The sequence below is a fragment of the Erwinia sp. S38 genome, assembly GCF_016624545.1.
GTDB classification, from domain to species: Bacteria; Pseudomonadota; Gammaproteobacteria; order Enterobacterales; family Enterobacteriaceae; genus Erwinia; species Erwinia coffeiphila.
Genome location: NZ_JACVTS010000038.1, coordinates 18,309 through 29,475, shown reverse-complemented (window position 1 = coordinate 29,475; position 11,167 = coordinate 18,309). Strand labels below are relative to the sequence as shown.

The following is an 11,167-nucleotide window of genomic DNA, read 5'->3' as shown; positions in this document are numbered from 1 at the left end:
TCACGGGCGGGGGGGGGGGGGGGGGTCCCCGGGGGGGGGGCCGGGGGGTGGCGGGCGTAATGGCACGGACCATGCCGCGCGATCTGTATGAGGGCAGGGCACTGCGCCATGCCAACAGCCTGCTGAATATGGGTATCCTGATAAGCCCGCTGATCGCTCCCCTGATCGGAGCAGGACTGACCCGGCTGTTCGGCTGGCAGGCGTGCTTTGCGTTTCTCCTGCTGCTGTGCCTGATGGTCAGCGGCGCCATTCTGCGATGGATGCCGGAAACACGCCCGCAGACCGTGCAGCCTCGCCCGCTATTTTCACGCTATCGTCCCCTGCTGGCCGACAGCAGCTTTGTACGCTATCTGGTGATTCTTATCGGCGCGCTGGCCGGTATTGCGGTATTTGAAGCCAGCTGCGGCGTATTGATGGGGGGCGTTCTGGGAATGAGCAGCTTCGCCGTCAGTCTGCTGTTTATCCTGCCGCTGCCGGCGGCGTTTTTTGGCGCCTGGTTTGCCGGTAAAAGCGATAAGCCCTTCACCACCATTATGTGGTATGCGGTGAACAGCTGCCTGCTGGCAGGCGTACTGATGTGGCTCCCTGGCTGGCTGGGCGTCATGAATCTGTGGACGCTGATTGTGCCCGCCTCGCTGTTTTTCTTTGGCGCAGGCATGCTGTTTCCGCTGGCCACAACCGGAGCGATGGAGCCCTGGCCCTATATGGCGGGCACCGCCGGAGCGCTGGTCGGTGGGCTGCAGAATCTGGGATCGGGGCTGACTGCCTGGCTTTCTGCGCTGCTGCCGCAAAACGGGCAGTTCAGCCTCGGGATGTTGATGTTTGCGACTTCGCTGTTAATTCTGTTCTGCTGGCTGCCGTTGTCGAAGCGTCCGGAGCCGCAGACCGTTTGACGCTCAACCAGCAACGCCGGAGCCAGCAATCAGCGGCTGGCCCCGGCGAGTGGATTACAGAATAAACGGATGAAGATTGTCGTCTTTACGGTCGAGATAGTGAATGGACTGGATACGGCGAATGGTGCGTGATTTACCGCGGATCAGCAGCGTTTCTGTGGTAGCCATATTGCCTTTCCGGGTGATGCCCTTCAGCAGATCGCCGCTGGTGATACCGGTGGCGGAAAAGATCACGTTATCGTTGCGCGCCATCTGATCGAGCAGCAATACTTTCCCGGCATCAATGCCCATTTCATGGCAGCGCTGAACTTCCTGCTCGCCCAGACGACGGTTTTCCGCCGTATCGCCTTTCACCTCATGACGAGCCAGTAAACGGCCCTGCATATCGCCATCCAGCGCGCGGATCACCGCAGCAGAGATTACGCCCTCCGGAGCGCCACCGATACCGTACATCACATCCACTTCACTGTCCGGCATACAGGTAAGAATTGAGGCCGCTACATCGCCATCCGGGAAGGTAAATACGCGTACACCAAGCTGCTGGAGGCGGGCAATCACTGCATCGTGTCGCGGCTTCGCCAGCAGCGTGACGGTCAGCTCGCTGAGCGGCTTGTCGAGCGCGGCAGCAATGCGCTGCAGGTTCTCTTCCAGCGGAAGGTTCAGGTCGATAGCGCCTTTCGCGCCGGGGCCGACAACCAGCTTTTCCATATACATATCGGGGGCATGCAGGAAGGTGCCTTTATCGCCGACCGCCAGCACCGCCAGTGCGTTCGCCTGGCCCAGAGCCGTCATACGCGTACCTTCGATCGGATCAACGGCAATATCCACTGCATCGCCATTGCCGCTGCCCACTTTTTCGCTGATGTACAGCATCGGCGCTTCATCAATTTCCCCTTCGCCAATCACGATCTGACCGTCAATATCCACCTTGTTGAGCATAATGCGCATGGCGTGTACCGCCGCGCCATCGGCCGCATTTTTATCGCCGCGCCCCAGCCATTTATAGCCAGCCAGCGCCGCCGCTTCGGTTACGCGTGAAAATTCAATTGCCAGTTCTCGTTTCATGACGTGCCTCGGAAAAGTGATGAGGCGGGAAGTTTATCACAGGCGGGGAGGGGAGGAGGTGCCCGCAGTCGGCGACTGCGGGCGGGTAAATCCTTAGTTGTCCTGATCTTCCCACGCCTGAGCGCGGGCAACGGCTTTCTTCCAGCCCGCGTAAAGCACGTTACGCTGGGTGGTTTCGATGCCAGGGCGGAATTCACGCTCGATAACCGACTTGGCGCGAACCTCTTCCAGATCCTGCCAGAAGCCTACCGCCAGTCCTGCCAGATACGCCGCACCCAGCGCGGTCACTTCACGGACTTCCGGGCGCTCAACGCGGGTCCCCAGGATATCCGACTGGAACTGCATCAGGAAGTTATTGGCAACGGCACCGCCGTCCACGCGCAGCGACTGCAGGCGGGTATTGGCGTCATTCTGCATCGCTTCCAGCACGTCGCGAGTTTGATAGGCGATCGACTCCAGCGTGGCGCGAATAATGTGGTTGGCATTTGCGCCACGGGTCAGACCGAAGATCGCGCCGCGTGCATACGGGTCCCAGTAAGGAGCACCCAGGCCGGTAAAGGCCGGAACCATATAGACGCCGTTGGAATCCTTCACCTTGGTAGCAAAATATTCTGAATCAGCAGAATCGCTGATCAGCTTCATCTCGTCACGCAGCCACTGAATGGATGCACCACCGATAAATACGGCACCTTCCAGTGCATAGTTCACTTCACCGCGTGGACCGCAGGCGATGGTGGTCAGCAGGCCGTGGGTTGAGGTCACCGCTTCTTTACCGGTGTTCATCAGCATAAAGCAGCCGGTGCCGTAGGTATTTTTTGCCATACCCGGCTGCACGCAAAGCTGACCGTACAGAGCAGCCTGCTGATCGCCAGCGATACCGGCGATGGGAATACGGGTACCGCCTTTACCACCGATGTTGGTCTGGCCGTACACTTCTGAAGAAGATTTAACTTCTGGCAGCATTTCACGCGGGATGTCGAGGATTTCCAGCATGCGCTGATCCCACTCCAGCTTGTGAATGTTAAACATCATGGTGCGCGAGGCGTTAGTGAAGTCGGTGATGTGCACCCGTCCCTGCGTCATTTTCCACACCAGCCAGGAATCGACGGTGCCGAACAGCAGCTCGCCACGGCGGGCACGCTCACGTGAACCTTCTACATGATCGAGTATCCACTTCACTTTGGTCCCGGAGAAGTACGGGTTAATCACCAGACCGGTGGTGTGCTGGATGTACTCTTCCAGGCCTTCTTTCTTCAGTTTTGCACAGTAATCTGCGGTACGCGGGTCCTGCCAAACGATGGCGTTATAGATTGGCTTACCGGTTTCTTTATCCCAGACGATGGTGGTTTCGCGCTGGTTGGTGATACCAATGGCGGCGATCTCATCAGAACGGATGTCCGCGTGTGCCAACACTTCAACCAGGGTTGAACTTTGTGACGCCCAGATATCCATCGGATCATGCTCAACCCAGCCCGCTTTCGGATAAATTTGCTGGAATTCGCGCTGCGACACGGCAACGATGTTGGAATCATGATCCAGAATTACCGCACGTGAGCTGGTAGTTCCCTGGTCGAGTGCGACGATATATTTTTTTTCTACGGTCATAATGTCTTCCTGATGAGTTCGAGAGTTATACCCGCCGAAGCGGGTATAGCAGGATTACGCTTTACGCTGTGCAGCGCGTTGCACCACTTCATCCTTTTTTACCGCAGTCTGGCCCGGCAGATTGCGGCCAATCAGAGAACGGTAGCCAAATGCGCCAACGATTGCACCGAGCATCGGTCCGAAGATTGGCACGAGGAAATAAGGAATATCGCGACCGCCGGTGAAGGCCATACTGCCCCAGCCTGCGAGTGATGCGAACAGCTTAGGACCGAAATCACGCGCCGGGTTCAGAGCAAATCCAGTCAGCGGGCCCATTGCTGCACCAATCACGGCAATCAGCAGACCGATCAACAGCGGTGCCAGAGGCCCGCGCGGAAGACCGTTGCCGTCATCGGTCAGGGCCATAATCAGCGCCATCATTACGGCGGTAATCACGGCTTCAACCAGGAACGCCTGCCCCACGCTGATATGCGGGTTTGGATAGGTTGAGAACACGCCAGCGACATCCAGGCTTTCTACGCTACCGCGTACCAGCTGATGAGTCTGTTCGTAGTCGAGGAATAAATTGTAGTAGAGCCCATACACCAGCGCAGCCGCGCAGAACGCGCCGGCTATCTGAGAAATGATGTAGGGGAGCAATTTACGTCCTTCAAAATTGGCAAATAACCACAGGGCAATACTGACAGCAGGATTCAGATGTGCACCGGAGATGCCCGCGCTAAGGTAGACCGCCATGGCAACGGCGACACCCCACACGATGCTGACTTCCCACTGGCCAAAAGCAGCACCAGCGAGTTTTAACGCAGCGACACAGCCTGCACCAAAGAAGAGGATGGTCGCGGTGCCAAGAAACTCGGCGATGCATTGTCCTTTAAGTGTGCTTGTTGCATGACTCATGTTGAAATTCCTGAAGGCGAGTTAAGAGTTTACTATCATCGTTTTTCTCATTCCCTGAGCCGCCCAAGTCTTTTGTAGGGCTGATGTGAATTTATCGTTAACGAGCATAAACGAGAAATAGCGAAATCAAAAGTTGTGTGCTGTGTCATAAAAATGAGCGAATTCGCGTATTTCAGGATGCTTAAAATCACTATGCTGCGCGTTTAAGCGGTAACGAAATGTTCAACTCATTAACCTCGCCCCCACCTTATTGCGTAAATATGTTACGTAAACCAGGTCTACGCTGAAAATTGTTACAGACTGCACCCCAACTGGCTTAGCTGCTGGACTTGCTATGCGCGTCTACTTACAATCGAAGAATCGTTGTTATCCGCGGAATGTCGGTTCACTCCTTATCCCTGCGGCTAGCATCATCAGCGCCCTGCGATTAGGAGAGGTTATAGATATGTCATTTGAAGTATTCGAGAAACTGGAAGCAAAAGTGCAGCAGGCGATTGATACCATCACGCTGTTGCAGATGGAGATCGAAGAGCTTAAAGAACAGAACGGAAATCTGAATCAGCAAATTCAACATGCTGCTGGTAATAGCGAAGCGCTGGTGCGTGAAAACCAGCAGCTAAAGGAAGAGCAGCACGTGTGGCAGGATCGCCTGCGTGCGCTGCTGGGTAAAATGGAAGAAGTGTAAGGCTTCACTTTTTATTAAAGTGAGTCTGCAGAGAGCGGGTGCCAGCGGCACCCGTTTTTGTATCCGTTATTCGAGATCGAGCGGGTCTTCTGACAGGATCATACCGGTGTTATCGGCGTAGAGATGATCGCCAGAGAAGAAGGTAACGCCACCGAAATTAACGCGCACATCGCTTTCACCAATCCCTTCTCCGGCAGCGCCGGCAGGAATGGCAGCAATCGCCTGAATACCGATGTCCAGCTCTTCCAGGTCGTCTACCTGGCGCACTGAGCCGTAGACCACGATGCCTTCCCACTCATTCTGTACTGCCAGCCTTGCCAGTGCGGCATCAACCAGCGCACGACGCACGGAACCGCCGCCGTCAACCAGCAGTATCCGACCCCGGCCGTTTTCCTCCAGCAAATCATAAAGCAGACCGTTGTCCTCGAAACATTTTACCGTAATGATTTGCCCACCAAACGAGGTGCGGCCACCAAAGTTTGAGAAGAGCGGTTCAACGACATTCACGTCTTCGTGATAGATGTCGCACAGTTCTGAGGTATCGTATTTCATAGGGATTTCGTCTGTTTGCTACAGGGAGCTTAAGTATATCGCTTAATCGTCACTGTTGGCAAAATCATCAATTGTTAAAAGTTACGATGGGTCAAGTACATCGCGATTAGCTCAACAGCAGTCCAATGGCAAACAGCACGTTGATCAACAGCGCCGTTTTGACCGTTCTGATCAACAGCGGACGCATTGCCATTGCGCTGGATTCATGTATGACATAACGCGCCTGCTGCCAGATAAGGGGCACCGCCAGCAGGAACAGCCAGCCGAAGGGCTGCGGATTATTCATCAGTGTAAACAGCGTGAAGCTGGCTATCGCGCCCGCCAGCAGCAGGACATGATAGTGCCGCGCGCGATGTGGACCGAGGCGAACTGCCAGGGTAAATTTACCGTTTTGGCGATCGTTTTCGATATCGCGCATATTGTTGGCGTTAAGCACCGCCGTTGCCATCAGACCACAGCCGGTGGCGGGAAGCAGTGGTAGCAAATTAAATTGGTGAGTTTGCAGATACCAGCTGCCGATAACGCCAAGCCAGCCAAAGAAAATCATCACCGATACGTCACCCAGGCCAAGATAGCCGTAGGGTTTTCTGCCCACCGTATAGGCGATAGCGGCAACGATTGCCAGTGCGCCAAGCAACAGAAAGCCCAGCATGTCGCTCAGGGTTTTGCAGGACCTTATCAGCAGCATAATACCGCTCAGCATTGATAGTGCCACGGCGAGAGCCATTGCCATTCGCATCTGCTGCTGGGTAATTGCCCCTTTTTGCATACCGCGCAGAGGTCCAATACGCGCCGGTGTATCGCTGCCTTTTACCGCATCGCCATAGTCGTTTGCCAGATTAGAGAGGATTTGCAGCAGCACGGTGGTTAACAGTGCCAGCAGTGCCGTCGTGAGATTGAATGAACCCTGCCACCACGCCAGCGCGCTGCCGGTAATTATCGATGCGCAGGCCAGCGGGAGCGTGCGCGGGCGCAAACTCTCAATCCATGCCTGTGGGTGACTGATTGGGGTAGCCAGCTGGCTGTTGTCGGTCATAGGCAGGCCTCTGCTCTGATTGGCGGGTCCGGAAAAGCCGGATCAACGTTTTAGAAGCAGTGTAAGGCGCTTAGTGCCCCCAGGAATTAACCCTGGTCAAGTTGGTTGGAAATTTAACCAAAAAAAACGGGGGCCATATACTGGCCCCCGTAGTACGGCAGTTCACCGTCGTTACAGAATAAAGCGGCTCAGATCTTCGTCTGCAACCAGTTCATCCAGATGCTTACTGACATACTCGGCATCGATAGTGATCGACTGACCGTTCAGATCGCTGGCGTCATAGGAGATTTCCTCCATCAGGCGCTCCAGTACCGTATGCAGGCGGCGTGCACCGATATTCTCAGCGGTTTCGTTCACCTGCCAGGCGGCGGCGGCAATTTTGCTGATGCCGTCTTCGGTAAAGTTAATATCCACGCCTTCAGTACCCATCAGCGCTTTGTACTGCACGGTGATCGACGCGCTCGGTTCCGTCAGGATACGTTCGAAGTCATGCGTGGTAAGCGCCTGTAACTCAACGCGGATCGGCAGGCGTCCCTGAAGCTCAGGGATCAGGTCTGACGGGCTGGCAACCTGGAATGCACCCGAGGCGATAAACAGAATGTGGTCAGTTTTCACCATGCCGTGCTTGGTCGAAACGGTACAACCTTCTACCAGCGGCAGCAGATCGCGCTGTACACCTTCGCGGGAAACGTCAGGACCTGAGGATTCGCCGCGCTTACAGACTTTGTCGATCTCGTCGATAAACACAATACCGTGCTGCTCTACGGCTTCGATGGCATCCTGCTTAAGTTCTTCCGGATTAACCAGCTTGGCCGCTTCTTCTTCCACCAGCAGCTTCATCGCATCTTTGATTTTCAGCTTACGCGGCTTCTGCTTCTGGCCGCCGATATTCTGGAACATCGATTGCAGCTGGCTGGTCATCTCTTCCATGCCCGGAGGTGCCATAATTTCAACACCGGCGGAAACAGCGGCCAGATCGATTTCGATTTCTTTATCGTCAAGCTGGCCTTCGCGCAGTTTCTTGCGGAAAGACTGGCGTGCGGCAGACGGTTCGGCAGGCGCTTCCGCCTGGCCCCAGTTGTTTTTAGCCGGGGGAATCAGCACGTCAAGAATGCGGTCTTCTGCCATTTCTTCAGCGCGGTAGCGATTTTTTTCAATCGCCTGAGAGCGAACCATTTTAATCGCCGAGTCGGTCAGATCGCGGATGATCGAATCCACTTCTTTACCTACATAGCCTACTTCGGTGAATTTAGTGGCTTCCACTTTGATGAATGGCGCATTGGCCAGTTTTGCCAGGCGACGGGCGATTTCGGTTTTACCGACGCCGGTTGGGCCAATCATCAGAATATTTTTTGGCGTGACTTCATGGCGCAGCTCTTCGTCCAGCTGCATACGACGCCAGCGGTTACGCAGGGCAATCGCCACTGCGCGCTTGGCGCCGTCCTGGCCGATGATGAATCTGTTCAGTTCGCTGACGATTTCGCGCGGGGTCATTTCAGACATAAATTGGGTCCTTACGCTTTAGACGCTAATTCTTCGATGGTGAGGTTGTGGTTGGTATAGATGCAGATATCACCTGCAATACCCAGCGCTTTCTCCACAATATCGCGCGCGCCAATGTCAGTGTTTTCCAGTAATGCACGAGCGGCTGCCTGTGCGTAAGGTCCACCTGAACCGATGGCAATCAAATCGTTTTCTGGCTGGATAACGTCACCGTTGCCGGTAATGATCAGCGAGGCATTTTCATCGGCGACGGCCAGCAGTGCTTCAAGCTTGCGCAGCATACGGTCGGTGCGCCAGTCTTTTGCCAGCTCAACCGCGGCTTTCACCAGGTGGCCCTGGTGCATTTCCAGTTTGCGTTCAAACAGTTCGAAAAGGGTAAAAGCATCTGCGGTACCGCCAGCAAAACCGGCAATGACTTTGTCATTGTAGAGACGACGCACTTTTTTAACGTTGCCTTTCATTACGGTATTACCGAGGGTAGCCTGGCCATCGCCGCCAATTACTACCTGGCCGTTGCGTCGTACACTTACTATTGTTGTCACGGGCGGACCCCTTGTTGCAGTTGGTGAGGTCCCCGCACTTTTCGTGCGGGGACACTGATGCAATCTGATATGGGGCGGCTTTTAGGGGTTTCAACCCCCAACGGCGAGAGGAATACAATTTGAGTGGCCGGAACCACGAAGATTTTTCAGCGCGCTGTCAGCGGCGGTACGGTTGCCATACGGACCAATCACCACGCGGTTCCAGCCGCCGCCGGTAGTAATGCGGCTTTCGAAACCTTCAAAGGCCAGCGCTGCGCGAACGGACTCCGCCTGGTCAGTTCCTTTGAAGGAACCACACTGCACCATCCAGCGCTGCTGCTTCTCTTTTTCGGCTTCTTTCGGCTTCGTTTCAGCTTTTGGCTGAGCAGCAACTTCCTGCTGCCGTGCTGGTTCACGGGTGACAGGGGTTATCGGTGCCGGTTTCTGCTGAGCCTGGTTTTGCTGCTGCGCGGCTCGCTCGGTCTGTTGCGTCTGCTGCTGGGTTCGCACCTGCTGCTGATTTTGCTGTACCGGCTGGGCCTGCTGCGTTCTTGCTGGTTGCTGATATGTCTGCACCGGTTGGTTTTGCTGGGTTCTTACCGGCTGCTGCTGAACCTGCTGCGGCATACGTGACTGCTGCTGTAGCTGATTCTGACGCTGTATGGTCTGCTGGCGTTGAGCTGGGGTTTGCTCATTCCACGGCACTTCATTCAGTTGGGTTGGCTGCTGGCGCATATCGGCCTGCATTTGCTCCAGCAGCTGCCTCTGTTCGTTAGTCAGCTGTGTCTGCGAATGGGCTTCACCGCCGGATGAAGGTTCTGTCGGCGTAGGCACACCTATCTGGCGATTTTCTAACTCTTTGATATAGCGCCAGCGTTCCTCGGGTTTCGGCGGCAGGCCGTTACCGGTGGCTTTATGGTCGGTGATGACGGGGGTGTCTTCTTTTTTATGATGCGCAATAAACCACAAACCACCGACAAAGGTGACGAGGACAGCAACGGCCAGCATGGTCATAAACTTTGATACGCCTGAGCCACCGCTGCGCTTTTTACTGCGACTGTTGGTCTTGCGACGCGTCCCTGTCGAACGCCCGCGGCCTACATAATCTTTTTGTGCCACTATCGTTCCGTTAATAATCAATGAAAGAAGACCGGGCAAAATCGCGATGGGCACCCGGCTACAGCCCGTCATGTTACTTAAGGGTCGGAAGTTTGACCAGCGGCGATCTTACTAAGAATCCGCTGATTTTGCGCCAGGTCGCAGTTGGCGAAAATGACCGTTACACAATATGTTAATCTTCGTCGTGCAGTGAAGGGGCTGTGCTACCGCGGATCTTTAACTCAAAATCCAGTAGACGAGAGCCAACATTTACCATCCGACCCTGAAGCTGCTCCAGCAAGAGTAGCATCGCTTCACGCCCGATGTTGAAACGCGGCTGCGCAACGGTGGTCAGCTGCGGATCGCTGTAGCGTGATAACTCTATGTCATCAAAACCAATAATAGACAGATCCTTCGGGATTTTCAGGCCCATATTCTTCGCCTGCGACATCGCGCCCAGCGCCATAATATCGCTGTGGCAGAACAGGGCATCGGGTGGTTTTGGCAGCGCCATTAGCTTTTTCATCGCCTGCGTCCCGGCGTCAAAAGTAAAATCACCGCGCACGATGTACTGGGGGTCAACGCTCATACCACTGCGGCGAAGGGCCTGAATATAGCCCTGCAGGCGATACTGACACAGTGGCATATCTTCCGGCCCTGATATGCAGGCGATACGGCGGTGGCCCAGCTTTTGCAGGTGGTTCACCGCTTCGAACGCGGCGGTCAGGTTGTCGATATGCACGGTGGGCAGTTCAAGCTCTGGTGCAAATTCGTTGGCCATCACCATCGGCGGCAGGTTGCGTTGTTCTTCCAGTCCGGCTTCAAAAGGTAGCTGCGATCCCAGCAGTACCATGCCGTCGATTTGACGCGTCAGCATTAAATTCAGAAACGATTTTTCCTGCTGATTCTGGTGGGCGCAGTCGCCAATCAGCACCAGATAGCCCTGATCTGCGGCAACAACCTCGATCCCGCGAATCATTTCACTAAAAAACGGGTCGCAGATATCCGGCACGATAACCAGAATAGTCCGTGATTCGCTACGCCTGGCGCTGCGCGTCATTGAATGCGGGGAATAACCGACGGCAATCACCGCCTGTTCAACTTTACTGCGTGTCGCGGCGGAGACCTTTTCCGGGTTCATCAGGGCACGGGAGACCGTTGCCGTTGATACGCCTGCTTTTTCAGCTACGTCCTTCATGGTCGCTGCTGTTGTCTCTTGATTGTGCTCCAACGCTTTTCTCCTCACGCCAGCCGAAGCTGACCTGACTAACGGGTGATAATGTGCTCTTTCAGTGGCGGGCCGCGTATCCCT

At 55.1% G+C, this 11,167-nt stretch carries 11 protein-coding genes; 2 read left to right on the top strand and 9 right to left on the bottom strand.

The window, feature by feature from the left end:
- Positions 1 to 893 (top strand): MFS transporter (locus IBT46_RS25915; RefSeq protein ID WP_200547997.1); only part of this gene is annotated, 893 nt, incomplete at its 5' end.
- 54 nt (positions 894 to 947) lie between these two features.
- Here IBT46_RS25915 and glpX read toward each other — a convergent pair.
- The 3 genes from glpX to IBT46_RS25900 form a co-directional block, all read right to left on the bottom strand.
- A complete protein-coding gene (gene glpX, locus IBT46_RS25910) occupies positions 948 to 1,958 on the bottom strand; it encodes a class II fructose-bisphosphatase (protein ID WP_200547996.1) in 1,011 nt (336 codons plus the stop codon).
- A 93-nt stretch (positions 1,959 to 2,051) separates the two neighbouring features.
- Complete coding sequence (glpK, locus tag IBT46_RS25905; protein WP_200547995.1) at positions 2,052 to 3,563, bottom strand: glycerol kinase GlpK; 1,512 nt, start codon at positions 3,561 to 3,563, stop codon at positions 2,052 to 2,054.
- 54 nt (positions 3,564 to 3,617) lie between these two features.
- Positions 3,618 to 4,460, bottom strand: coding sequence for an MIP/aquaporin family protein (locus IBT46_RS25900; RefSeq protein WP_105594486.1), 843 nt, complete (start codon positions 4,458 to 4,460; stop codon positions 3,618 to 3,620).
- A 445-nt stretch (positions 4,461 to 4,905) separates the two neighbouring features.
- Between IBT46_RS25900 and zapB the strand changes: the two genes are divergently transcribed.
- Positions 4,906 to 5,145 (top strand): cell division protein ZapB, encoded by a 240-nt coding sequence (gene zapB, locus IBT46_RS25895; protein WP_105594487.1) that lies wholly within the window; start codon positions 4,906 to 4,908, stop codon positions 5,143 to 5,145.
- A gap of 66 nt (positions 5,146 to 5,211) precedes the next feature.
- Here the strand turns inward: zapB and rraA are convergent, their stop codons facing one another.
- The 6 genes from rraA to cytR form a co-directional block, all read right to left on the bottom strand.
- On the bottom strand, positions 5,212 to 5,697 hold the full coding sequence (gene rraA, locus IBT46_RS25890; RefSeq protein ID WP_105594488.1) for a ribonuclease E activity regulator RraA: 486 nt from the start codon (positions 5,695 to 5,697) through the stop codon (positions 5,212 to 5,214).
- A 106-nt stretch (positions 5,698 to 5,803) separates the two neighbouring features.
- On the bottom strand, positions 5,804 to 6,733 hold the full coding sequence (locus tag IBT46_RS25885; protein WP_200547994.1) for a 1,4-dihydroxy-2-naphthoate polyprenyltransferase: 930 nt from the start codon (positions 6,731 to 6,733) through the stop codon (positions 5,804 to 5,806).
- A gap of 171 nt (positions 6,734 to 6,904) precedes the next feature.
- Entirely contained in the window at positions 6,905 to 8,236 is a 1,332-nt protein-coding gene (gene hslU, locus IBT46_RS25880; RefSeq protein ID WP_200547993.1) for an HslU--HslV peptidase ATPase subunit, read from the bottom strand.
- Positions 8,237 to 8,247: 11 nt separating this feature from the next.
- Entirely contained in the window at positions 8,248 to 8,778 is a 531-nt protein-coding gene (gene hslV, locus IBT46_RS25875) for an ATP-dependent protease subunit HslV (RefSeq protein WP_105594491.1), read from the bottom strand.
- A 90-nt stretch (positions 8,779 to 8,868) separates the two neighbouring features.
- Positions 8,869 to 9,876, bottom strand: a complete 1,008-nt coding sequence (gene ftsN, locus IBT46_RS25870) for a cell division protein FtsN (RefSeq protein ID WP_200547992.1) — start codon at positions 9,874 to 9,876, stop codon at positions 8,869 to 8,871.
- A 172-nt stretch (positions 9,877 to 10,048) separates the two neighbouring features.
- Entirely contained in the window at positions 10,049 to 11,086 is a 1,038-nt protein-coding gene (gene cytR / locus IBT46_RS25865; protein ID WP_200547991.1) for a DNA-binding transcriptional regulator CytR, read from the bottom strand.
- Positions 11,087 to 11,167 lie beyond the last annotated feature (81 nt).

What these genes read in the sequence shown, in the direction of transcription:
- glpX (WP_200547996.1), bottom strand. Translation starts at nt 1,958, where the DNA reads ATGAAACGAGAACTGGCAATTGAATTTTCACGCGTAACCGAAGCGGCG.
- glpK (WP_200547995.1), bottom strand. Translation starts at nt 3,563, where the DNA reads ATGACCGTAGAAAAAAAATATATCGTCGCACTCGACCAGGGAACTACC.
- IBT46_RS25900 (WP_105594486.1), bottom strand. Translation starts at nt 4,460, where the DNA reads ATGAGTCATGCAACAAGCACACTTAAAGGACAATGCATCGCCGAGTTT.
- zapB (WP_105594487.1), top strand. Translation starts at nt 4,906, where the DNA reads ATGTCATTTGAAGTATTCGAGAAACTGGAAGCAAAAGTGCAGCAGGCG.
- rraA (WP_105594488.1), bottom strand. Translation starts at nt 5,697, where the DNA reads ATGAAATACGATACCTCAGAACTGTGCGACATCTATCACGAAGACGTG.
- IBT46_RS25885 (WP_200547994.1), bottom strand. Translation starts at nt 6,733, where the DNA reads ATGACCGACAACAGCCAGCTGGCTACCCCAATCAGTCACCCACAGGCA.
- hslU (WP_200547993.1), bottom strand. Translation starts at nt 8,236, where the DNA reads ATGTCTGAAATGACCCCGCGCGAAATCGTCAGCGAACTGAACAGATTC.